The 20,521-nt window shown below is 59.0% G+C and carries 16 protein-coding genes, 1 tRNA gene and 1 pseudogene; 14 read left to right on the forward strand and 4 right to left on the reverse strand.

Annotated features, from left to right (window positions below; all coding sequences use genetic code 11):
- The 5 genes and pseudogenes from Pan189_RS18215 to Pan189_RS21755 form a co-directional block, all read left to right on the forward strand.
- Nucleotides 1-259: pseudogene (locus Pan189_RS18215) on the forward strand (WD40 repeat domain-containing protein); the annotation flags it as partial.
- A 231-nt stretch (nucleotides 260-490) separates the two neighbouring features.
- On the forward strand, nucleotides 491-1,033 hold the full coding sequence (locus Pan189_RS18220) for a hypothetical protein (RefSeq protein ID WP_145365511.1): 543 nt from the start codon (nucleotides 491-493) through the stop codon (nucleotides 1,031-1,033).
- A 139-nt stretch (nucleotides 1,034-1,172) separates the two neighbouring features.
- Nucleotides 1,173-2,423 (forward strand): replication initiation factor domain-containing protein, encoded by a 1,251-nt coding sequence (locus Pan189_RS18225; RefSeq protein WP_145365512.1) that lies wholly within the window; start codon nucleotides 1,173-1,175, stop codon nucleotides 2,421-2,423.
- A 152-nt stretch (nucleotides 2,424-2,575) separates the two neighbouring features.
- Nucleotides 2,576-2,797: a helix-turn-helix domain-containing protein gene (locus tag Pan189_RS21750; RefSeq protein WP_145366249.1), complete on the forward strand. Its 222-nt coding sequence runs from the start codon at nucleotides 2,576-2,578 to the stop codon at nucleotides 2,795-2,797.
- Between the two features lie 268 nt (nucleotides 2,798-3,065).
- Complete coding sequence (locus Pan189_RS21755; RefSeq protein ID WP_375154915.1) at nucleotides 3,066-4,034, forward strand: tyrosine-type recombinase/integrase; 969 nt, start codon at nucleotides 3,066-3,068, stop codon at nucleotides 4,032-4,034.
- Here the strand turns inward: Pan189_RS21755 and Pan189_RS18240 are convergent.
- A tRNA-Val gene (locus Pan189_RS18240) sits at nucleotides 3,994-4,067 on the reverse strand. The two genes, Pan189_RS21755 and Pan189_RS18240, sit on opposite strands and share 41 nt — an antisense overlap.
- A gap of 195 nt (nucleotides 4,068-4,262) precedes the next feature.
- Between Pan189_RS18240 and Pan189_RS18245 the strand changes: the two genes are divergently transcribed.
- Together Pan189_RS18245 and Pan189_RS18250 are read left to right on the forward strand one after the other, a co-directional pair.
- Nucleotides 4,263-6,164, forward strand: coding sequence for a GTPase (locus Pan189_RS18245; RefSeq protein WP_310820764.1), 1,902 nt, complete (start codon nucleotides 4,263-4,265; stop codon nucleotides 6,162-6,164).
- 120 nt (nucleotides 6,165-6,284) lie between these two features.
- The gene (locus tag Pan189_RS18250) at nucleotides 6,285-8,171 is read left to right on the forward strand and encodes a dynamin family protein (RefSeq protein ID WP_145365514.1); all 1,887 of its coding nucleotides are present in this window, start codon (nucleotides 6,285-6,287) and stop codon (nucleotides 8,169-8,171) included.
- 44 nt (nucleotides 8,172-8,215) lie between these two features.
- Here Pan189_RS18250 and Pan189_RS18255 read toward each other — a convergent pair whose 3' ends face one another.
- Nucleotides 8,216-9,748: a hypothetical protein gene (locus Pan189_RS18255; RefSeq protein WP_145365515.1), complete on the reverse strand. Its 1,533-nt coding sequence runs from the start codon at nucleotides 9,746-9,748 to the stop codon at nucleotides 8,216-8,218.
- 321 nt (nucleotides 9,749-10,069) lie between these two features.
- Between Pan189_RS18255 and polA the strand changes: the two genes are divergently transcribed.
- The 7 genes from polA (at nucleotide 10,070) to nusB (ending at nucleotide 17,961) form a co-directional block, all read left to right on the forward strand.
- Nucleotides 10,070-12,772, forward strand: coding sequence for a DNA polymerase I (gene polA, locus Pan189_RS18260; protein WP_145365516.1), 2,703 nt, complete (start codon nucleotides 10,070-10,072; stop codon nucleotides 12,770-12,772).
- 306 nt (nucleotides 12,773-13,078) lie between these two features.
- Nucleotides 13,079-13,759: a dephospho-CoA kinase gene (gene coaE, locus Pan189_RS18265; RefSeq protein ID WP_145365517.1), complete on the forward strand. Its 681-nt coding sequence runs from the start codon at nucleotides 13,079-13,081 to the stop codon at nucleotides 13,757-13,759.
- Between the two features lie 184 nt (nucleotides 13,760-13,943).
- A complete protein-coding gene (rho, locus tag Pan189_RS18270) occupies nucleotides 13,944-15,353 on the forward strand; it encodes a transcription termination factor Rho (protein ID WP_145365518.1) in 1,410 nt (469 codons plus the stop codon).
- Nucleotides 15,354-15,357: 4 nt separating this feature from the next.
- Nucleotides 15,358-15,780: a hypothetical protein gene (locus Pan189_RS18275; protein WP_145365519.1), complete on the forward strand. Its 423-nt coding sequence runs from the start codon at nucleotides 15,358-15,360 to the stop codon at nucleotides 15,778-15,780.
- A gap of 303 nt (nucleotides 15,781-16,083) precedes the next feature.
- The gene (locus Pan189_RS18280) at nucleotides 16,084-16,851 is read left to right on the forward strand and encodes a DUF4058 family protein (RefSeq protein WP_310820765.1); all 768 of its coding nucleotides are present in this window, start codon (nucleotides 16,084-16,086) and stop codon (nucleotides 16,849-16,851) included.
- Nucleotides 16,848-17,369, forward strand: a complete 522-nt coding sequence (gene ribH, locus Pan189_RS18285; RefSeq protein WP_145365521.1) for a 6,7-dimethyl-8-ribityllumazine synthase — start codon at nucleotides 16,848-16,850, stop codon at nucleotides 17,367-17,369. The genes Pan189_RS18280 and ribH overlap by 4 nt, the downstream gene beginning before the upstream one ends.
- Before the next feature lie 172 nt (nucleotides 17,370-17,541).
- Nucleotides 17,542-17,961 carry a transcription antitermination factor NusB gene (gene nusB, locus Pan189_RS18290; RefSeq protein ID WP_145365522.1) on the forward strand — a complete coding sequence of 140 codons (420 nt, stop codon included), beginning with the start codon at nucleotides 17,542-17,544 and terminating at the stop codon, nucleotides 17,959-17,961.
- Nucleotides 17,962-17,973: 12 nt separating this feature from the next.
- On the opposite strand, the gene Pan189_RS18295 is transcribed toward nusB, so the two are convergent.
- Both Pan189_RS18295 and Pan189_RS18300 read right to left on the reverse strand, forming a co-directional pair.
- Nucleotides 17,974-18,342, reverse strand: a complete 369-nt coding sequence (locus Pan189_RS18295) for a PilZ domain-containing protein (RefSeq protein WP_145365523.1) — start codon at nucleotides 18,340-18,342, stop codon at nucleotides 17,974-17,976.
- A 268-nt stretch (nucleotides 18,343-18,610) separates the two neighbouring features.
- Nucleotides 18,611-20,170: a hypothetical protein gene (locus Pan189_RS18300; RefSeq protein ID WP_145365524.1), complete on the reverse strand. Its 1,560-nt coding sequence runs from the start codon at nucleotides 20,168-20,170 to the stop codon at nucleotides 18,611-18,613.
- Nucleotides 20,171-20,521 lie beyond the last annotated feature (351 nt).

Below are 20,521 nucleotides of genomic sequence, written 5' to 3' on the forward strand. Positions count from 1 at the left end.
CGGTCAGGAGACCCTCACGCTCACAGGGCATACGAGTCATGTCAACAGCGTGTGCTTCAGCCCGGACGGCAAGCGGATCGTCAGTGGGGGTGGGGACTGGACGCTGAAGGTGTGGGATGCCGAGAGCGGTCAGGAGACCCTCACCCTCACAGGGCATACGAGTTCTGTCTACAGCGTATGCTTCAGCCCGGACGGCAAGCGGATCGTCAGTGGGGGTTATGACAGAACGCTGAAAGTTTGGAACGCGCAGAGCGAGTAGAAGCGTCACCCGTTGCGCGGGATATTTTCGGGGTGTGAAGCGTCTCCCACTGCCCCTCCTGTCGAGCCTGAGCCTAGGTCTGGAAACAGGTCTCGGCTATTTCTTTGCGCGCCGCGAATTCGCTAGGCGGAAAAACCCCACGCGATTTCACCTGAAAAGCGAAAGTAATAGCTCTGATGTGTCGATACTAAGTCTTAGCAAGACCAACCAACGAAGAGTGGGGGAGCCGTAATGTCAACAAAGATTGATACAAACGACCGCGTACGAGTGCAGGTCCAAGTCGAAGAAACCTACGCGAAAAAGCTTAACGAATTGTCAGAGGTGCTGGATCGAAGCGTTTCGTGGATCGGCGCCGAACTGGTGAAAGACCGCCTTCTAGACCATGACAACTTCGTGGAGTGGATCGCTGGGCAAGTTCTCTCGGCAGTTACGGCGCCGGTAAGAGGCTGGAAGCGGAAGACAGGTGGGTCGAAGGTGACCGTGCAGCTACTGGTTGAGCAACCGACGGCCTTAAGAGTCGAGAGACTGGCTGAACGGTTGAATCTTTCGACCTCAAAGGTTGCAGCACTTCTGCTGGAGTCAGCAATCCATAGCCAAGGGTGGCTGATTAAATTCGTCAACTCGAACTGGGGCCACCGATTTGTTGAGCCATTCGAGGAATTGATGAAGATATGGTTCGGCGACCACAACAAGCTGGAAAAGAGCAAAGATTTGGAGTGCGCGAAACGCACGCAAACTGACATTGATTTGGAGAGTGAACACAGAGCCGCATAAGCCGCAGCGGGGCCGGTCCGAGGCCGCGAGGGACGCCCCGCGGCCTCGGACCTGGCCCCGCTGTGAGCTAAATCGAGCAGCGTTGGTGAAGCAATGTCGTTTCACCAGTTTTCGAAGTCCTCCAAGGATGGAGCATGCAATGCAATTTGATAATCACGGCGAGCCTGAGCGTCCGTTAGACGTGAAAGGCTCGGCCCGTAGCGGCGACACCGGCGGGGAGCCGGGTTCGCCGCAGCGGGCCGAGCAATCTGAAAGCCTTGAAGGCATGGCGTCACCTGTAACACGCCATGCCCCAATTTCAGGTCCGGAGGATTGGGAGTTTCTGGGAGCCAATGTTGATTCCCTTGATCTCGGCGTCTTCGTCGACTGGGGCGAAGGTTGGGATCAATTTTCAGCAGAACTGGCCGAAGCGAAAGAAGCCGCCGCTGGAAGAAAGGATGTTCGGTTCCGAACCGACGACTGCCTCATGCTCCCGAAGGGCAAGGCTCCTGCCTATCAATGGCATCTTCAATACCGAGAGTTTCATCTCTTCATTGGTAAGTCCGGTCAGCCACGTAATGCGTCCCCCAACGTGTTTGTCTCAATCAATGCGAGGGCGTTGTGGCAGTTTGGGATGGACTCGATGGTCGACACGATCGCCACGGTAATTCGTGAACTCGGCGGGAAGGTTCTGCTGGTGAAGCCCAGCCGGGTTGACCTCGCCGCCGACTTCCGTATTTCAGCGGGCCTCAGTGAAGCGTTCCTTCAAGCGTCTCGTGTACCGCAACGCGGAAAGAATGAGTCTTACCGCGATGGGAACACATTGGAGACGTTCTACCTCGGCCAACGTGGCGCGCCGAAAATGCTTCGCATCTATGACAAGGCGCTTGAGGTCGCCAAGAGTGAAAAGACTTGGATGTCCGACATCTGGGACTTGGAAGAATGCCGGGATGTCTGGCGAGTTGAATTTCAAGTCCGCCGTCCGTTCTTAAAGGAACGCGGTATTAATTCGATCGATGATCTTCGAGAGAATCTCGGCGGGATGTGGCAGTACCTCACAACCGATTTCTTCTCGCTGAGGCTGCGCGACAATCCCAATGTCTCCCGCTGTTCCATGCACCCGTTTTGGAGTGACGTGCAGCGAGCCGCAGGAAAGTTTGGTGAGGTCCATAGCTTGGCTCGGATCGAACAGGAATCGATTGCTGACGCCAACTGGTACGTCGCACATATCGCAGGCTGCCTGCTCGGGTATGCGGTCAGGCGACGAAAGCCAACGCTCGACGCGGCGCTTAAGGACGTGGCTCGGGGAGTGATCCGCTACTGGCGGAAGCGAGATTTCGAAGGCGAATATCGCAATCGCTCGATACGCGACGGGTACCGCGGTGACGATGACTTCAAGATGGCGGCGTGACGCTGCTCTCTTCGAAAGTGATCCGCTGATTCGGTTCGTCAAAAGTCGGAATCTCTATCCGTCGGTCTCTCGGAAAGTCAATCGTCGTGAATCCTCTTAATAATTCCGAGCGTCTATTGATCGATCCGAAGGAAGCCGCAAAGGTGCTTTGTATGTCGCCGCGGAAACTCTGGAGCCTCACGACTCCCCGCGGCGACATACCTTGCATCAAAGCGGGGCGACTCGTGCGGTATGATCCCGTCGACCTGCGGGAATGGATCGACCGCACAAAGCTGCAAGGCGTTTCAGAATCTCCAGAAGGCGGAGCCGATTGTGGCAAGCATCTCGATCGACAAGAAAACCGGCCGTCGAACGATTCAGTTCAGCGGCAGTGACGGGAAACGGCGCAGCATTCGTCTCGGCAAGGTCGACAAGCGAACGGCCGAAGCGGTCAAGGTCCGCGTTGAGCGTCTCGTCTCGGCGTTGCTGATGAACCACAGCCCCGACGATGACACGGCTCGATGGGTAGCCGGTCTGGAAGAGCCGCTCTACGAAAAGCTGGCAGCCACCGGCCTTGTTGCGGAGCGCGCCAAGGCCACTCTGAAAGGATTCATCGACCACTACTACGCGACGCGGAAGGACGTAAAGCAATCGACCAAAACGATGTGGGGACACACCCGGCGTAACCTCATTGAGTACTTCGGCGAAGGAAAGAATCTCCGCGACATCACGCAAGGTGACGCGGAAGAATGGCGGCTCTATCTGCTGCACGATCAAAAGCTTGCAAGCAACACAGTCCGCCGTCGCAGTGGAATGGCAAAGCAGATATTCCGGGCGGCGATTCGGCGGAAACTCATCTCTGACAACCCCTTCTCCGATCTGCCTGCGGCGGTCGGTGGAAATGCTGAGCGGCAATACTTTGTGAGTCGTGAAGAAGCCGACAGGGTGCTTGCTGCATGTCCCGACGTGGAATGGCGAGTCCTCTTCGCCCTGTCCCGGTTCGGCGGATTTCGTTGCCCGTCTGAGCACCTGCGACTGCGATGGCAAGACATCGATTGGGCGCAGAATCGGCTGACCGTCCACTCGCCGAAGACCGAACATCACGAAGGGAAAGCATCGCGGCTGCTGCCGCTCTTCCCCGAGTTACGAACGCACCTGTTCGATCTTTGGGAAGCAGCCCCTGAAGGTGCCGAATATGTGATCACGAGATACCGCGGCACCAATTCGAATATGCGGACCACGCTCTCAAAGATCATCAAGCGAGCCGGGTTAAACCCGTGGCCGAAGTTGTTCCATAACCTCCGAGCCACGCGTCAAACGGAGCTGCAGGAAGAGTTCCCGTCGCACGTGGTCTGTAGCTGGATCGGGAACACGCAGTCGATCGCGCAGAAGCACTACCTGCAGGTGACCGAGGATCACTTCGAGCAGGCAGCAGGCGGTGCAAAATCCGGTGCAGTGGATAGGCAAAATGCGGTGCAGCGAGAAGCCGCACCAAATCGCACCGTTTCGCAGGGCAATCCGCAAGTCGTGAGGCGAAAGAAAGATACGCCGCCCCGTGCGATTCGGTGCGGCGTATTGCAACGACAAAAACTGGGCGATGAGGGACTCGAACCCCCGACATCTTGCGTGTAAAGCAAGCGCTCTAACCAACTGAGCTAATCGCCCTCCGGTGGAGATCGGACAGCGCTTCCGGCGGGCCGGTTCGTGTCACAACTTCCGCAGGCACGATAGAATACGCGCACTCGGCGGTCAATTCTCCGTTGGTTTCGGGGGATCGTCACCGGGCCGATGGTCGCTCGTTTTCACGCCTGCGTTGGATCGACAGGTTCCGCATTATCAGTTCTGGAAGTCAGCTTCTCAATGACGTCGTTGCTGCAAGAGTATGCCGGGACACTCGAGCGGTTGGAGCGGGAACTGCACCAGCTCGAACAGAATTGCGGCCTGCTCCAACTCGATCCGATCGTCGGCCGACCGTGGCATGAACTGCTGGTCGAGAAACTGATTCCGCAGACGGGGCGCGGCGCGTACCTCGTGGTGGGGATCGTCGGCGGAACGAACATCGGCAAGAGTGTCATTTTCAACCACCTCGCCGGCGAACGCGTGAGCGCGACTACCCCGTTGGCATCGGGAACGCGGCACCCGGTTTGTCTTGTTCCACAGGGGTTTGGCGAGTCGCGCGAACTCGCCGAGGTCTTCCCGAAATTCGATTTGAAGCCGTGGGTTGAAGCGGACGCTGCCCTGCAGGAAGACGATCGAGACCTGCTGTTTTGGCGCGAAAGTGGAGCGATCCCGAGCAATCTCGTGCTGCTTGATACGCCCGACGTCGACAGCGATGCCCGCGTCAATTGGGATCGAGCGGCCAAGGTGCGATCGGCTGCGGACGTGCTGCTCGTCGTTCTGACTCAGCAGAAATACAACGACGCCGCGATTCGTGAATTCTTTGCTCGCGCCGCCCGCGAAGAGAAGGCGATCGTGCTCGTGTTCAATCAATTGCACCTGCCCGAAGATGCCGATTATTGGACGACCTGGACGAAGACGTTTTGCGAGTCGACCGGCGTGTCGCCCGAATATGTCTACCTCGCGCCGCATGATCGAGCCGCAGCCGAACAGGGAGAGCTGTCGTTCGTTGAGCATTCCTGGCCGCCCGAAGCTGAGGACGGGAAGCAGATTGCAGAAGGTCGGGCTTGCGATCTGGCCGAGTCGCTATCGCGTCTTCATTTCGACGAAGTCCGGCTGCGAACTCTGAAGGGGGCGATCCGGCAATTGGCCGATCGCCGTGCCGGAATCCCAGGGTATCTCGCCGAAATCCAGGAACGCAGCGGACGACTGGCGGCCGTCGAAGAACGCCTTCGCAGCGAGTCGGTCGTGCGGATCTCCGATTGGCCGACGATTCCCGCCAATACGCTGGTGTCCGAAATCCGCCGCTGGTGGAAGGAGCATCAGACCGGCTGGGTTCGCGGCGTCAGCTCTTTCTACGACGTTGTCGGGACCGGGGTGATGTGGCCGGTCAAGCAGTTGCGGGGCGAACGCAAAGGCCGAACCGCGATCGATAGCTATCGCGAGGCGGAATGGTCGGCGGTTGTCCGTGGGGTCACGGAAATCGTTGACCGGCTGACTTGGATGGCCGATACGGGCGGCGACCTCGTCGGTGAACCGATCCGCGATTTGCTCGCCCGCGTCGATCGCGGCGAGCTGCTGGAACGACTTCGCGAAGGGCACCTCGGCTGCGATCTGCAAGCCGATTTGCAACTGCTGGTCGAAGTCGAAATGCAGAAATTTGAGAAGGAGGCCCCGATCACATTCGCGGTGATTCAAAAGCTACATGTCGCGGGGGCGGGATTGCGGCCGGTGATGAGTGTCGGGCTGTTCCTCGGATTCGGCGGAGCGGATATCGCGGCTCAAGCGTTGACGAGCGCCGTCGCTCAATCGACGCTACACGTGATGGCCGATCTGGCGGGTGGGACCGCGGCCTCGGTCGCGGGAGAACAGGTGGTCGCCAAGGGCGCGGGCTACGGTGTCGGGCAATTACAGGCCATGATGCAGCGGTTGCAGGATCGATTCGCCGAGCGGCGACTCGCTTGGTTCGCGGAATTGCTGCGGCGCGAGTTTCTCGGGGAACTCGCCGATGAACTCGCATCCGCCGCCACTTTGGCCGAGTCCAAGGAGTTCCAAAACGTCAGCGAGCTCACCGAACGGTTGCCCAAGCAATTCGAAGAAGCCATCGAGGCCATGACCGCGTCCGACAATGTCCACGGACAATAAAATCCAAGACACGCCCAATGAAGTTCCTCTCCGATAACGGGCGCGTTGCGATGACCGATTTCGGAGTCACGCAGGCAGACATCAAAACGCAGCTTCGCGAATTCCAAAGGCGGCGGGCGAATGGGTTCTGACGATATCGAAGAGATCGAATTTATGGGCCGTGTCGATCGCCTGTTCGATCGCGTGACCACGTGGGCAAATGCCTCAACAACGTGGGAGCCGCTGAGCGAAACTCAGGCGGTGGTGCGGCGCACGTTGGACCGGGTCGGCCACTTGCGCGATCGCGAAACGGTCCCCCTCATCGTGGCGACCTTCGGCGGGACCGGCACCGGTAAGAGTTCACTCGTGAACGCATTGGTCGGAGAAACGGTCACGCCGACCGGCCGCGAACGACCGACGACCCGACGTCCGACGTTGTTGATTCATGAGACGGTCGAAGTCGATGCGCTCGACCTTCCGCTCGAACATGTGGCGGTCGTCCGCAGCGATGATCCGATGCTGCAAAACTACGCCGTGCTCGACTGCCCCGATCCCGACTCCGGCGCAGAAGACGATGACGGCGGCAATCTGGAACGACTCCGGCAGATGCTGCCCTACTGCGATGTGTTAATCTACACGACCACGCAGCAGAAATATCGTTCGAATCGCGTGCTCGACGAATTGAAGGATGCCGCCGAGGGAGTTCGGCTGATCTACGTGCAAACTCATGCCGGGGTCGATTCTGACATTCGAGACGACCTGAAGGCACAACTCTCCGGCGAATACGAGGTGCCGGAGGTGTTCTTCGTCGACTCGCTCGAGTCGCTCGCGCGATCTCGCGCGGACGAACCTCCGACCGGTGATTTCGCGCGGCTCATCGATACGCTTTACCAAGAGTTGTCGCAGCGATCGCGGGGTCGCATTCGCCAGGTCAATCAATTCGCCCTGCTGTCGTCCGCACTCTCACGCGGGTACACAGAGCTAAGTCGAGATCGATCGGCGCTCAACGAACTGGCCGAAGCGTGTCGGCAGCAGCAGGAGCGGATCAGCCGGGTGATGACCGACCGACTGAAGAAAGAGTTGACCGACAGCCGGGCCCTGTGGGAGCGACGATTGCTGTCAGCCGTTGCCGATCGATGGGGCGCGAGTCCATTTTCCGGCGTGCTGCGACTCTTCAGCGGGCTCGGGAACCTGCTCACGTCGATGACGTTGTTTCGCGCCCACAATTCCGCCCAGGTCGCCTTAATCGGAGCGATGCAGGGAGGACGCTGGCTGAAAGCTCGGCAGAGCGAAAAAACCGCCGAGGAGCAGACGGCCAAGGCGTTCGCGTCGACCGTCGACGAAGACCTGCTGCTGGAAGCGCGATTCGTGTTGGACCAAGCGGTTCGGAAAGCCAAATTCGATCCGCAGATTCTCGCGGGATCATCGAGCGACGAGCTCCGACAAACCGCGGGGTCTGTCGAGCAGGACTTCTTCGTGGAAGCCCGCCGACGGGTCGAAGAGTCGATCGATCGCCTCGCCGCGGCGAACTCACGCTGGTTCGTCCGGATGCGATTTGAGTTTGCCCTCGCCGCCTATCTTGCTTTCGTCGTTTATCGCGTCGGCAAGAATTTCTTCTGGGACAGTTTCTTCGGTCCGTGGGTCGCCGCGTCCGAACCGGAGCCGCTGCTGACGGCCGACTTCTATATCTCGGCGGGCGTCTTCCTGCTGCTTTGGGCCTGGTTTCTGGTCACGATGTTCACTCGGCGGCTGCGGCGAGGATTGAAACGGGAGATCGCCGACCTCGCAACGAACCTGACGGCGCGAAAAATCCCGTCGCACCTGTACCCCAAGGTCTCGTCGGCCATCGACGATGCTCAGCAGCGGGTTCTCGAACTGCAGACGCTCAGCGACCGCACCAATGCGTTAGCCGCCTCCATCAGTTCAAAGACAACGCTTGGCGGGAAGCGGCCTGCTCCGCCGACCGGCGCAGAAAAACAGCCGACGACCCAAGGATCGCCGGCTGTGGTTTCCATCGTCGAGGAGTAACGGCGGTCGACCCGCCAGTTCTCTCGAATTTAATTACTTTTCGATTACTTATTGAACAAGCTGCTGGCCTGTCCGCTCGATGAGTTCGGACGAAGATCGCGTTCGCGTCTCTCATCCTCATAGAACAGACCGGAAACCCGACCGGTTGACGATGGATCGGTTTGATCGCCGCTCGGATCGTTGCGGCTGCCCGATTTGAGCGTCCAGGTTTCCTGCATCCCGGGTGCCCACAGTCGTCGCTTCGGCACGTATCCGATGTAATCCTTGAACTGGTTGAGCGACACGACGCGAATACCGTTCAGGCGGGCTTCGTTGAGCATTTCGCGGCGATGCGTCATCAACTTCTGGACGACCGGCTGTTCGGAAGGTCGAGCATCGGTCACCGGGTCGGGCGTATGGCCGACCACGAGGAACCGCGTCGTGATATCGAGTTCCGACTCGCCGACCCGCTCTCCGTCTTCGAGCGTTTCCGAACTGATCTTGGCCCCGGCGGCCCAGAGCAGTTCGTGGAGTCGTTCGCGATCTTCCTTGGTGTGATTGCCGTCGTTATCCATATCGATCAGTCCGACGAACGCGAATTTCTCGGTTTGGCCGGGTGACCAGACCGGGGTGTAGATCGAATCGCCCGGCGCCATCGGTCGGGCCAGATCTTCTTTCAGGATGCGTGCCTCCGCCAGGTGCGGCGAGATCAGGCGAACGACCTCGATCGAGCCGATGATATCTTCTCGATCCCGGGCAATCTCAACGGCGTCCTTTTTGTAGACGCTGAAATTGATCCGGCGCCGGAGATTATCGGCCTCACCCAGGTCAATCCACACGAGCCGGCTGACTTGGTCAACGCGAACGATTTTTCCGTCCGGTTTTGCAAAGCTGAAGTTCTGAATCGCAGCCAGCTTATCTCTTAAGCCGTCGTTAATATCGCGAAGCTTGACCATGTCTTCGTTCAAATCTCGAAGCTGTGCGGTCAATTGGGCACGCGTCTGGTTCAATTCGAATTGGGCGTCGTTGAGTTGCTTGCGCAGATCTTCGATCTGCGAGTCCTTCGTCTTGAGAAGTTCATTCGTTGTTGATTCGACTTTGACCAATTCATCGTTGGCGCGGGCTCGTTCCGAATCGATTGAAGTCCGCCGGGCGTCGAAATCAGACCGCAGCGAGGCGACACGGGCCGACGCATCGGCAAGGGACGCGCGAGCCTGGCCGAGCTCTTCGATTTTCTTATCGTACTCGGCCCGCACTTTTTGCAGGGCATCGACAAGCTGCTGCGATGCCGGATCGGTGCCGTAATTCGCAATGGCGTTTTGGGCCTCACGAATGACCGTTCCCTGCGCCGGGTCGGTCGCCCCGACTTCCGGCAGGTCGGGGTAGCCGATCACAGTTTTCAGCGCGTCGACCTCGGTGATTCGTCCCTTTAATGCGGCCTCGGCGACCTGCAGCCGGTCGTCGGTCGACTTCACCAAAGCCTGCTGCTCGGCGAGGTCCTTGAAGTTCAGGTAAGCCACGACCCCCAAAATGATGCTCAGCATCACGAAAAAGATCAGGCTGAAGTGAACCGCGGTAGTTTTTCCGGAGGCGGCCATGAAATCCCCGATTGAGCGAGCAAATGAAGCAGATGATGCCTGAAGCAGGCGAGTGAACAGCGACCAGAATCGGTCCGAAGCGAAGCGGGGCCTCGAATGCGAATCGGCCTCCTGCAGATTACCCCAAGCGTACCGACGGCAGGCGGCGTGTCAAGAAGTAGTTGCAGCCGCCTCTTTGTTCAACGACATCTTGAGGCCGGTTGCAACAGGGCCGATTGGAATCTGGCATGCCGATTTCTAAGCTGAGGAAGACTTTGCGGGTTATGCGGCCCGCCGGAAAGGTCAACATCCTCCCTCCCCGTTTTGAACCGCCGCGCGTCGATGAAAAAGCTCCTCTACCTGATCGACACTTTCTCACTCGTCTTTCAGGTGTTTCACGCGATCCCGCGGATGACCGCCCCAAAAGGGGAGCCGACCAACGCGATTTTCGGATTCACCCGCGATCTCCAACACATTCTCGGACAAAAAGGCGCCACCCACGTCATTTTGGCAATGGAGAGCGACGGACCCGGCAAACGGGCCGAACTCTACGAAGAGTACAAAGCCAATCGCACCGAAATGCCGGAAGATTTGCGGTTGCAGATTCCTCGCATTCTGGAAGTCGGCGAAGCGTTCGGGATTCCGGTCGTCAGTCACGCCGGCTGGGAAGCCGATGACGTGATTGCCACGCTGTCAACGCGGGCCGTCGCAGACGGCTTCGAGGTGCGTATCGTCACGTCCGACAAAGACGCCCGGCAATTGCTCGGCCCGCAGGTCAAGCTCTACAACTGCCGCAAGCAGTCGTTTCTCGGCACGGAGGAACTCGCCGCCGATTGGGGCATCCGGCCCGATCAGGTGACCTGCTTCCAAGGCCTGACCGGCGACGCCACCGACAACATCCCCGGCGTCCCCAAGATCGGGCCGAAGACCGCCACGAAGCTGCTTGACGATTATCACACCCTCGAAGGTGTCCTCGAACATGCCGAGGAGGTCTCGCGCAAACAGGCGCGGGAGAACCTGCTCAAATATGCCGACCAGGCGCGCGTCAGTAAGGAACTGGCGACGTTGCAGACCGACTTGCCGATCGATTTCGAATGGGAGTCGGCGGCGATCTCTGAACCGGATCACGAGAAGTTGATCGAGCTCTTCACGGAATTCGGTTTCAAAAGGTTCAGCGAAGAAGCCCGAGCCACGATGCAGGGGAAAACGAACGATCCGACTGCCGCAGCAGAAGATCAAAAGTACGAATGGAACATTATCAGCACACCCGCGGCGCTGAAGAAATTCGCGACGCAGATCAGCCGGCAGAAACACCTTTGCATCGACCTCGAAACCACCGATCTGAACGCCACGGAAGCGGAGATCGTCGGTTGGGCCGTTTGCTGGGAAGCGGGGACCGGCTATTACCTGCCGGTGCAATCGCCCGACGGCGAACAGACGCTCGATCCGCAAGCGGTCATCGACCTGTTTCGCCCGATCCTGGCCGACCCGAAGGTTCAAATATCCAATCAGAATCTGAAATACGATCTGATCGTGCTCCGCAAGCACGACATCGAGGTCGAGACCGACTCGATCGGCGTCGATCCGATGGTCGGGGACTATCTCCTCAACGCGGGCGAGCGCAGCCACAGCCTCGACACGCTGGCCCGCCGGCACCTCAATCGTGAGGTCATCCCGATCAGCGACCTGATCGGTAAAGGTAAACAGCAAAAGAAGATGTTCGAGGTCGAGGTCGAAAAAGCTGCCGAATACGCGGCTGAGGACGCTGTAGTGGCGTTCCAACTGGCGTCCGTGATTGGAGACAAGCTCAAGCAGGAAGAGTTGTGGGATCTCTACTGGGATCTGGAGCGACCACTTATTCCGGTGCTGGTCGAGATGGAGTCAAACGGCGTGCGAGTGAACGTCGAGGAGCTCGGTCGGCAAAGCGCCGCACTCGACTCTCGCATTGCGCAGTTGCAGATCGAGATCTATGAGCTGGCAGGGCATGAGTTCAACATTGCCAGCCCGAAGCAACTCCAGCAGGTGCTGTTCGAGGAATTGAAGCTGCCGGTCGTGAAACGCACAAAGACCGGGCCGAGCACCGATGCCGACGTGCTCGACAAACTGGCCTCAAAGCATGAGTTGCCCGCTCGGATCATCGCCCATCGTCAGCTCGCCAAGCTCAAAGGCACGTATCTCGACGCGCTGCCTAAGCTGGTGAATCCTCTGACCGGAAACATTCACGCCTCGTTCAATCAGGTCGTCGCGGCGACCGGTCGGCTCTCCAGCAGCGATCCCAACCTGCAGAACATTCCCATCCGCACCGAAGAAGGCCGGCTCGTTCGCAAGGCATTTATTCCTTCCCGAGAAGACTGGGTGCTGGTGTGCGCCGACTATTCGCAGATCGAGCTGCGCGTCCTCGCACACTTCAGCGGCGATGAGTCGCTTCAGTCGGCTTTTCGCGACGGACGGGATATCCACGCCGCCGTCGCGGCCGAAATCTATGGCGTGAACGAAGACGACGTGACCCGCGAGATGCGAGGGGTCGCCAAGACGGTCAACTTCGGCGTCATCTACGGCCAAAGTGCTTACGGGCTATCGGACACGCTCGGCATACCGCAGGAAGAAGCGGCCGCGTTCATTGACCAGTACCTCGCCCGATACTCCGGCGTCGCCGAGTTCATCACCGAGACGCTGCAGAAGGTTCGCGTGAGCGGTTATGCCGAGACGATCCTCGGCCGGCGGCGCGAGATCAACGGGATCCGTCCCAAAGTTTTCGGTCAAATGAATCTGCCGGAGCGAACGGCGTTCAACACCGTAATCCAAGGCTCGGCCGCGGACCTCATCAAGCGCGCCATGATCAATCTGTACGAGCGATTGAAGAAGGAGCAGCGCCCCGACCGCATGTTGCTGCAAATCCACGACGAACTCGTGCTCGAAACGCCATCGGATGAGCGTGAAGCTGCCGGCGCGATCGTTCGTGAGGAAATGGAAGCAGCGATGGAGCTCGCGGTTCCACTGGTCGTCGACCTCGGATTCGCTCAGAGCTGGTACGACGCGAAGTGACGACTCTGATTGCGGATCAGTTCGACCATCCCGCCCGCTAGGCTGAGCCGATCCCGTTCGATGATGGGGCCGACCGGTCGGTGCCCGTCAGAGTTTTCCTGCATCGCCTGAACCGATTCGTGAGAACCGAACGGCCTCGCTCGGACCCGCCGGGGCAACTTTTTCGTTGACACTTTGGTGCCGAGTGGTCAACGTATGAGAACTCCATCTTGTCCTCAGCAGAATTCAACCATCAATTCAACGCCGAAGCGGCGCCCGATCTCGCCGCTCGCCACTCGGCACATTTCTTAGCCACCAGTCGGCGGGATGTTTCCGTCCGGACCTTTGGATTCGAACTTCATCATTCAGACAGCGAACACGATCGGTTTCGTCGGCGGAATCGGCTCCGGCAAAAGTGCCGTTGCCCGGGCGTTCGGTGAGCGACATCGCCTTCCGGTGCTCGATGCCGACAAGTTCGGCCATGACGCCCTCCATTTGGAGAGCGTCAAGTCGTCCTTGCGAAACGTCTTCGGAGACTCCGTTTTTCAAACTGTTGACGGAACACAACAAGTGGACCGGTCGGCTTTGGGCCGCGTGGTGTTCAACGAGAGGGAAGAAGCGAAGCGATATCGGAAGCAATTAGAGGCAATCGTTCATCCGGTCATCCGCGAACGGATCGGCGATCAAATCGCCGCATTGAGTCGGCAGCCCCATCCGCCGTCGATGATTGTGATTGATGCCGCGGTAATGTTGGAGACGGGATGGAGCCGGAATTGTGACCGGATCGTCTTTGTCGACGCGACCGAACAAATTCGAAAGCAGCGGGTCAAAACGAATAGAGACTGGACCGAAGACGAGTGGCGGCGACGGGAGCAAAACCAGTGGCCGCTGGACCGAAAAAGAGACGCAGCCGATATCGTTATCTCCAACAACGGAGAATTATCGCACGCCGTTGATGAACTGGAGCGCAAGCTCGAACTGGCTGCATGCGGGCCTGCCGAAATTTGATCTCACCCGAAGCTGACGCGATGTCGGCGAATCCAACTAACTCCGACTAACTGCGAATCGACGACTGAAAGAATTCGACTGCCCGTTCCGCGGATTTTCTTCCGTTTCGGCGGGTCGTCCCTTTCCGACAATTCACCCTTCCCAATCGGCCGTTCTAACCGGCCCCAACCTCTGGCAATTCACAATGAGCCGACCGACACGCCCCGCATCGACCGACACTGCGACCACCTCCGCGAGTGTCGCCGAGGAACCGACCGTCTCTTTTCCGGAGACCGCCGACCCGTCGATCGCCAACCCCGCCGACGCGCGTTACGAGCAAATCAAGCACGGCGAAATTCACATCGCGCAGTTGCAACGCTGTACGATGAAGGAACTGCTCGACTTGGCCCGTGCCGACGGCATCACCGAATACTCCGGTCTGAAGAAGCAGGATCTGATTTTTAAGATCCTCAAAGAGCGGACCAAGATGAACGGACTGATGTTCGGCGAGGGAACGCTGGAGATCCTGCCGGACGGGTTCGGGTTTTTGCGCAGCCCCGACTATCACTACCTGCCCTGCCCTGACGACATTTACGTCTCGCCGAGCCAGATTCGTCGCTTCGGTTTACGCACCGGCGCGACCGTGGCCGGACAGATTCGTCCGCCCAAAGAAAATGAGCGCTACTTCGCGCTGCTGCGTGTCGAAGCGATCAACAACTCCGATCCCAACTCAATGTCGACACGGGTCCCGTTCGACGACCTCACGCCGCTGCACCCGAAAGATCGGCTGCGTCTCGCGGCCGATCCGGCGATGATCAGCACGCGGGTCGTCGACATGGTCGCCCCGATCGGGATGGGGCAGCGGGGCTTGATCGTTTCTCCCCCGCGGGCAGGCAAAACGATTTTGCTGCAGCAACTCGCGCAAGCGACGCTGCAGAATCATCCGGACGCCTACGTCATCGTGTTGCTGATCGACGAGCGGCCCGAAGAAGTGACCGACATGGAACGCCAGGTCAAAGGCCCCAATTGCGAGGTCATCAGCAGTACGTTCGACGAACCCCCGAGCCGGCACATTCAGGTCTCCGAAATGGTGATCGAAAAGGCCAAGCGGATGGTCGAAGCGGGCAGCGACGTGATCATTTTCCTCGATTCGATCACGCGACTGGCGCGAGCGTGGAACACGGAAGTGCCTCACTCCGGTAAGATCCTCTCCGGTGGTGTCGACGCGAATGCGCTGCAGCATCCGAAGCGATTCTTCGGCGCCGCCCGCGCCGTCGAGGAAGGGGGCAGCCTGACGATCGTCGCCACCGCACTGGTCGACACCGGCAGCCGGATGGACGAAGTGATCTTTGAAGAGTTCAAAGGCACCGGCAACACCGAACTGCACCTCGATCGCCGCATGGTAGAAAAACGCGTCTGGCCCGCGATCGACGTCAACAAATCGGGCACCCGCCGCGAAGAACTTCTGATGGATGAAGAAGAACTGCAGCGCGTCTGGATCCTTCGCAAAGTGCTCAACGACATGAACCCGGTCGAAGCGATGGAACTGCTGACAAGCCGGATGAAGCGGACAAAGACGAACGAAGAGTTTTTGCTGAGCATGAACTTAGGGTAGAGCGATGAAAACAATTGAAGACACGCAAATTACGGACCCCAGCTTTCGCTCGGTTGAAGGGATGGATGGCCTGCCGAGCGATGAATTGCGGCATGAGGCCGAGCGTGCGACAAGAATTTTAGCAGATGTTCTTGGCGAAGCTCGGCATGATGTGACCGGCCTCAAAGTCGACTTGGCAAAGGATACAGATATTGAGTGGTCGCACAGCCGTCGCGGATTGCGATTTCGCTTGATCTACAAAGAGAAGTCGGTCGCACTCACCATTCTCAACGCAAAATGTATGGCTGATCGAGAAATTTGGTGGCTCTTCCATGAGCAATGGGGAAAGTACCTCAGACAATGGTCACGAGATGCGCTCCACCGTCTGAACGTCGCGTTGCAGGAAATCGATGACGGTCGTCCAGACAACGGTGAGCCGGTGGAATGACGAACACGGAACTTATACGAGATGCCCGAGAAGCTATCGCAGCTCAGCAGTCCCGAATCGATCACCTTGTTCAAAGTCGCGACGAATTGCGCGAGGAAATTCGAGACTGTCTTCGCCGTGCATAGTTACTTGAGCGTGAGACAACTCGGCTCGCCGAGCAGATTAACTCAAGCGAGGAACGGCGCACCCGGATCGTCGGACGCCGTGACGCGCTCCTAGTGGCGATCATTGCCGCAGGTCCGACGGTCATTGGACAGATCGCCGCCACGTGGGCGAATGTCAGGTTCTTTGAAGGATGATGTAATGCCATCTCCATTTCCGGGCATGAATCCGTATTTAGAGAACTCGGAATTCTGGCACGATTTCCACGAGAGGTTCGTACCGAAGCTTGCGGAAGCCATCACGGCTGAGGTTCGCCCTGACTATTTCTGCAAGATCGACGAGCACGTCTACATTCACGAAATGTCCGCGCGAGAACGACTTATTGGCCGGTCAGATGTGTCCGTCAAAAGTGACGAGTGGAGTTCCCACGGAGATCAGACTGCCTCGACAACCGCACCGGCTCGAGGGCGCGTGAGCGAGTCGATCGATGTTGAACGTATCAATTTTATCGAGGTCCGGGATCGTTCAAATCGGGAAGTTGTGACGGTCGTGGAGTTGCTAAGCCCGTCGAACAAGTCGGGTGGTGATCGCAATCAATATTTGGCGAAGCGCCGCAGTTACTTCGAAAGCCGGGTTCATCTTGTCGAAATCGACCTATTGCGCGGCGGCCCGCGATTGCCGATCGATGAAACTCCCGACTGTGACTACTTAATTATGGTCAGTCGTTCGCCGATGCGACCGGAGGTTGAGCTGTGGCCGATTAACATAGACGAGCCGCTCCCGGTGATTCCAATACCGCTGCGAGACGGTCGTGACGAAGCAATCATCAACCTGCAAATTCAGTTTGAAGCTGTTTTCGAGGCAGCCGCGTACCAAGATTATATTTACGCCTCCAGCCCCGAACCGCCGCTTTCTGATGGGCAAAGACTTTGGGCCGAACAAACGCTTGAGCGCGACACGTTGAAATGAGTGACAACTCGACAAAGAAAGGCATAAAGCCTACCAAAATAAGTCTTTCCGAGGGCGCCCGATTCGCCGTCGTTGCGGCGCGGTGGAATGCGGAAATCACGGATGCCCTGCACGACGCGGCCGTGGAGACTCTTCAAGGGCAAGGCGTCCCCGATAACTTCATCGAGACGTATCGCGTTCCCGGAGCTTTCGAATTGCCGGCAGCCGCAGCCGCACTCTCGCGGCAAGATAGGTACGCCAATGGCGCCGGAGCGGTCATTTGCCTTGGTGCGGTGATCAAAGGCGATACCGAGCACGACCGGTTTATCAATCAGTCGGTCGCCGAAGCGTTGCAGCGAATCGCGGCGGAGCATCTGACGCCGGTCATGTTCGGCGTTCTGACCTGCAACACGATGGAGCAGGCCCGCGAACGGGCGGGTGGAGTTCACGGCAATAAAGGGGCCGAGGCCGCCTTGGCCGCGATCGAAATGGTGAGCGTGCTGCGGTCAATATGCTCGCCTTCGCAGCCCGATCAATGACCAAGCCGAACCTCTTTCCGCAATACAAGTCGGCGCAACTTCGGCGATTCGCCAAACTCCGCCCCTTGTCCGCACGTAGAATTCGTTAGACTGACATTCGCAGCCACGTCTGAAGCATGACCCTCGGCTGCCGATTTCTTGCCTCGTGAAGAGCCCGACCGGGCTCGTTGCTATGTCCCGCCGAACGAAAGCCCGCGAAGTCGCGGTGCAAATGCTTTATCAACTCGACCTCAACTCGGATGTCGCCATGCACGACGTCCGCGGAATGATCGAGGAACAGCTCGACGATGCCGACCTCAGCGCGTTTTCATGGCGCTTGTTCGTGGGCACGATGGAGTTCCGCGGGATCATTGACGAAAAACTCGCCGCTGCCGCGAACAACTGGTCAATCGACCGGATGGCTCCGACCGATCGCAACGTGCTTCGCCTGGGCGTGTTCGAACTGCTCAATACCGACACGCCGCCGCGGGTGGTGATTGACGAAGCCGTCGAAGTCGCCAAACGGTTCGGTTCCGAAAACTCCTCACAGTTCGTCAACGGCCTGCTCGACCGCTTGATTCCGCCCGAAAAACGGGCGGAACTGGACGGCTGAATTTCGCAGGCCCTACTCAGCCTGATCGACGCCCGGCAATCCGGGGCGAACGAATTTTCCGCCGCTCAGGAACATGCCGTTCTCGCAGGGCGAGCACCATTCGATCTGCACGTTGTAATCGAATTCGCGCGTTTCGCTCGCCATTTTCACACGAACCGGGCCCGGTTGGATCGCTCCCCGGTGGATCAGGCCGATGCCCTCGCGGCTGACCTCTCGGGTCATGGCCGAGACCGTGTTGCCCCGCAACGTCTTCACTTCGGCCGGCACATTTAACTCGAGCCGCTCGACCGCTCGATTATTCTCGCTCTCGCTCTGGTCGAGGCTTTCGAGCACGCGGTGCAGGTCTTGAACAGAGGGCCGCGCCCAGGGGTCGACCGCCATAATGAGACTCCGTTGGGAGAGATTCGGTTGTTTCCGCCGCGGGCGGACTCGACCGAACTCTAGAACGGCTGTCTCATGCGGGAGGGCACTTCGGCCGCCAAGGCCGACGAGAGTAACGAAACAGAACGGCATCACCGCCGGAATCCGCACGACCGGCAGATTCCGACCGTGTTTCTCCCATTGAAGACACCAACGTCGACAGTCGCGGGCCCGGCCAGTGGGCAGGGGCTGCCATTTGGCGAACCCCTGCAATTGGCCGGAGGATGCCCTACCGGTTTCGCATCCGGCGAACGACGACAATCACCACGCTGACGCACGCCAAACCGATCGCGTACCAAGCGGTTTTGGTATTGAACGATGTTGGGAGATCGTCATCCGTCTTCGTCTCGGGTTCGATGTCGAAGTCGACGTCGTCGAGGTGAATGTCTTCGGAGGCTCCGTCTTCAGGCGCCCGAGCCGAAGCCATTCGAATGACGCTTGAATCCTCGTCGCCAGATTTCTGGTCGTCTGAAATCGACTCTCCCGCCGACGCTCCGTCCTCGCTGCCAGCGGTTCCGCGACCAAGAGTCGGGCCGAACAGGCTCGGCCCGGCCAGTGACGGCCCGGTCAGCGACGGTCCGGATGGTCCCGGCCCGGTCGCGAGGGCGTCGCTCGACATCGAGCCGGAAGTCGACTCGGCCGGCACAGAGCCCACCGGAGGCAGAGGCAACCCCAAGACCGGCTCATCGTCGGTCGCGATTCCTTCCGCAGGGGCCGAAATCATCTGGCTCGGCTCTGCATCGAGCGACGGAAGGCTCAGTTCGGGACTGTCTACCTTTGACGCCCGCATGGCGGCTTTCGAATCGACGGCATTCGAATTCCAGTCGATCGTCGAGATATTCGAGCCACGGTTCGCCAGCGAGCGGCTAACAACCGGGAACAGGTCCTCGGCAGAATCGGTCCGCGGGGGCTGCTGGCGCGTCAGTTCCATTTGCGGATCGATGGCAAATCGCATGGTGCGGACTTCCGCACCAGTATCATTTCCGCGACTTTGAATCTGAATGCGATCCGGCACGTCCTCGCCGTCCACGATCATCACGTCTTGGGCTGAGTCCGCTCTGCTCGCTGAACGCTCGGGTTGGTTTTCAGGAATTAGTGAGCGATTCGTCGCCCCGAATTCGAGGTCTCGAGCCGCCTCTTCGAGAGACTCGGCCACCGGCTCCCAGCCGGCGTCGATCTGCCCTTTCGGCATCTCCTGTGAGCGTTCTGACGGAACATATTCGGGGGGCGTCGCGGACTCGGCTTCGAACGGCATGACCGATCCGTAAAGCGGCTGACCCGGCGGCGGAAGCGGACGCCTCACGCGGCTCGCCGGTGCTTCACGACGGTTGGCTTGCTCAAACAGATCGGCGAGCGCGTCAAATTCCTGGGTCGTGCCGGGCTGTTCAACATTGCGTTCGGCGACCTGACGAATATTGGGCGACGGCGATGGTCCGCGGTTGGCCAATGTTGCTTCTGGCTGTCGGAGGGCGGTCTCCATCTTCGACGTTGCCGATTCCTCCGAAACGGCCCGCTGCCCGGCCGCGACTTCGGCGACCTTGTCTCTTAATGACGCTTCAACCGCATGTTCGAAAGCGCGGAACTCTTCCCCTTCCTGCGACAGGAAAGGATCCTGCTCGACCGACGAGCGTCCCACAGACTTGGACGTGGCGACCTTACCGGAGCGCGACTTCACTTGATTCGGCTCGTCAGCCGCATCTTTGATCGCGGCGCGACCCGACTTCCGAGGGGACGTCGCGGCGATTTGAGGCGTCGATGGTCGAACCGCGGGTTGGCGATTCGTCGCCACTCGGCCTCCTTGAGCGCACCCCAGCAGCAAACATGTCGCCACCAGGCAAATGCAATTCGCCGCATGAATTCGACTACGTGCCGTTCCGAGCATGACTTCGACTCCGAAGCTTTTGTTTAAGCCGGGCGACGGACAATTTCCGCGCAGGTCGATCGACCGGCATCACTCGGAGCATCGTCGTAACGGAGCAAACGCGATCAACGCTTCGAACCGAACCTGACCATTCGCGGTCGGTTCGCTACGGACGGGTTCGGGACGTACCGATTGTTCCAGTCCGTCAAGCTGGGCAAGGTTTGCCGATCATTCGGGTCGTAAGGGCCGCTGGCGAATGTAACGCGAATCCCGCGATCG

The organism is Stratiformator vulcanicus, assembly GCF_007744515.1.
Lineage (GTDB): Bacteria > Planctomycetota > Planctomycetia > Planctomycetales > Planctomycetaceae > Stratiformator > Stratiformator vulcanicus.

What these genes read in the sequence shown, in the direction of transcription:
- Pan189_RS18220 (WP_145365511.1), top strand. Translation starts at nt 491, where the DNA reads ATGTCAACAAAGATTGATACAAACGACCGCGTACGAGTGCAGGTCCAA.
- Pan189_RS18225 (WP_145365512.1), top strand. Translation starts at nt 1,173, where the DNA reads ATGCAATTTGATAATCACGGCGAGCCTGAGCGTCCGTTAGACGTGAAA.
- Pan189_RS21750 (WP_145366249.1), top strand. Translation starts at nt 2,576, where the DNA reads ATGTCGCCGCGGAAACTCTGGAGCCTCACGACTCCCCGCGGCGACATA.
- Pan189_RS21755 (WP_375154915.1), top strand. Translation starts at nt 3,066, where the DNA reads ATGTGGGGACACACCCGGCGTAACCTCATTGAGTACTTCGGCGAAGGA.
- Pan189_RS18245 (WP_310820764.1), top strand. Translation starts at nt 4,263, where the DNA reads ATGACGTCGTTGCTGCAAGAGTATGCCGGGACACTCGAGCGGTTGGAG.
- Pan189_RS18250 (WP_145365514.1), top strand. Translation starts at nt 6,285, where the DNA reads ATGGGTTCTGACGATATCGAAGAGATCGAATTTATGGGCCGTGTCGAT.
- Pan189_RS18255 (WP_145365515.1), bottom strand. Translation starts at nt 9,748, where the DNA reads ATGGCCGCCTCCGGAAAAACTACCGCGGTTCACTTCAGCCTGATCTTT.
- polA (WP_145365516.1), top strand. Translation starts at nt 10,070, where the DNA reads ATGAAAAAGCTCCTCTACCTGATCGACACTTTCTCACTCGTCTTTCAG.
- coaE (WP_145365517.1), top strand. Translation starts at nt 13,079, where the DNA reads ATGTTTCCGTCCGGACCTTTGGATTCGAACTTCATCATTCAGACAGCG.
- rho (WP_145365518.1), top strand. Translation starts at nt 13,944, where the DNA reads ATGAGCCGACCGACACGCCCCGCATCGACCGACACTGCGACCACCTCC.
- Pan189_RS18275 (WP_145365519.1), top strand. Translation starts at nt 15,358, where the DNA reads ATGAAAACAATTGAAGACACGCAAATTACGGACCCCAGCTTTCGCTCG.
- Pan189_RS18280 (WP_310820765.1), top strand. Translation starts at nt 16,084, where the DNA reads ATGCCATCTCCATTTCCGGGCATGAATCCGTATTTAGAGAACTCGGAA.
- ribH (WP_145365521.1), top strand. Translation starts at nt 16,848, where the DNA reads ATGAGTGACAACTCGACAAAGAAAGGCATAAAGCCTACCAAAATAAGT.
- nusB (WP_145365522.1), top strand. Translation starts at nt 17,542, where the DNA reads ATGTCCCGCCGAACGAAAGCCCGCGAAGTCGCGGTGCAAATGCTTTAT.
- Pan189_RS18295 (WP_145365523.1), bottom strand. Translation starts at nt 18,342, where the DNA reads ATGGCGGTCGACCCCTGGGCGCGGCCCTCTGTTCAAGACCTGCACCGC.